Genomic DNA, 2164 nt, shown 5'->3' with positions numbered 1-2164 from the left:
CCCACATTCCGCACCCCCAACTGGCACATACGCGGATTGAGAGGGTAAAAGTGAATCATCCGAGATAATAGTGAGTAAAAACACCCAAAAATCTGTGCAATTATCGCATCACCCAGTTAGGAATTCCTCAAAATTGACATGAGGGCATGAATTAAATCTTCTTAACCCATAAAATGTCAAAAATCAGATCATTACTAACTATTAATTCCCAGCATATATCGCCAGCATTATGACAATAATACATCACTGCTGCACCTACAATTACTTAAATGTAAATCAGTTTTACCAATCAATATTCGACTTCATTTCACAACAAAAAATAATAAGACCGACAGGTGACTGGAAATAAATTTAATATCGCCAACCGTTCTGCTGTCAAATTAGAAACTTGTTGAATCCCTTGAATACAAACGGCATGAATCGATTGAAAAATTTGGAATATCCAGCGTAAAGTAGGTCGATTAGTTCCTTTGCCCAACTGATTTTTTACGGTTTTATTAGTGAGTTGCAAGTTTTGCCGGAGTAACCTTTGACCCAAAGTATAAACCAACAAACATAAACCCATTACCAAAGTTAAGGCCTCGATTCTTTCCGGCGACTTCAGAAATACGCTATCCGTAAAAAATAGCGGGTCTTTCAGGAACCCAAACCCTCTCTCTGCCGACTGCTGTTCCTTATATTTCACAATCATTTCATCAGGATTTAATTGATCTGAATCCAGCACATTTGTAGCTAAGATAAATCTGCCACTAGCTTTCTTTTCTTTAGCAATCACACTAGCATCTAATTCCAGTTTAGCTTCAACTTTAAAGATCAAGCTAGAGCTAGAGTTATCATGATAAATGGTCGAATTAGTAGCTGGTTTTGCTGTCACTTGTCTGCTAGTAACTTGGGTTAAATTATGATATTTTAGTTGTTTGGATAAACGACTTGCTGCTGCTGAGGCATCGGCGTCACAAGCAAATTCAATATTTGATAACTCTCGCAACTTTTTTTGACCCTCAACTTCAGCTTTTTTGAGGTTTTTTTCTAACTTACGTTGGTCAGCATCACGACGTAAACTGCTCTCTACTACTAACCATCTTTGTGCAATTCCACCATAATTACTTGTGTGTTCTGACCAACTATATCCCGTCACAGAAGAGCCGTGAAATTCTGATTCATTTAATTGAGATACCAGTTGCTGTGCTTGTTTCAGACTGAGTGGTACACGAGTTAACCATCTTAAATTGGTTAACATTTCTCGCATTGGGAGCGGTATATAATGCACTGTCAGCTACCATTAAACTGTCGAGATTTAATTGTTTTTTAAAGTCTTGACAAATTGAGGCGAATATGGAATTATCTGATTCGTTTCCTGAAGCTACTCGTAAAAATAGTGGTACATCTCCATCTCCACTACAAATTAAGTCTAAAATGAATTGTTTTAAGTCGGGTCGATGGTCGCGAGAGTAGCCGTAGGTGAGCTGAATTGGTATTGGAGATGTTTGATGGTTGATTGATGAATTATCTGATTGATTGCTATCTGTTTCTGTGCTAGAAAAAGATACTGATGGCAATTCTTGTTCATATTTGCCATGTAGATGAAATGAACTTGAGTCAAGGTGAGATGTGTCGGTATTTATCTCGAATTTTTGAGCTGCTGATAGGGCAATGGTTGTGAATATTTCCGTAATTCCGGCTAAATATAATTTATCTAATACTCTTCCTAAACGGTCATCATTTAAATGTGATGCTTCAATTCCTGAGCCAAGTAAATGTTCTATTGCTTTCCCTTCAAAAAATTTAGAGAATAAGTATAGTGGGGCGGAAACCATCCCTAATCCATTGATAATCATGGCTTTGACTACCAAGCCGGGACTGACTATTTCGCCCGGTTGTTCGCCTATTAACTCATTGATTTTTTGGACAATTCCTATTTCATCAATTAGACCGGCTATCAAGCCCAGATGATCTAGGTCTTCTACTTTCATCTGGGATGCTTTCTGCATGGGCTGCTGAATCCTGATTTGAGCGTTCATCGCAATCGCCAGTTTACACTATTTTTGGTGATGATTGATTACTGCTGGCGATCGTAATTAACGCATTCGCGACCGAAATAATTGAGTATTTTTACTCGCGCTTGGTCTCTGACGATTCACTTTTACCCCCTCACTGCGTGTAT

At 38.3% G+C, this 2164-nt stretch carries 1 pseudogene; it reads right to left on the bottom strand.

The window, feature by feature from the left end:
* Positions 1 to 307: 307 nt before the first annotated feature.
* Positions 308 to 1991, bottom strand: a pseudogene (locus QUA99_RS32645) (IS1634 family transposase).
* Positions 1992 to 2164: the final 173 nt, after the last annotated feature.

The sequence above is a fragment of the Microcoleus sp. F10-B2 genome (assembly GCF_036704965.1).
GTDB lineage: Bacteria > Cyanobacteriota > Cyanobacteriia > Cyanobacteriales > Microcoleaceae > Microcoleus.
The sequence above is the reverse complement of the archived record's forward strand: the minus strand, read 5'-3'. Positions and strand labels throughout refer to the sequence as shown.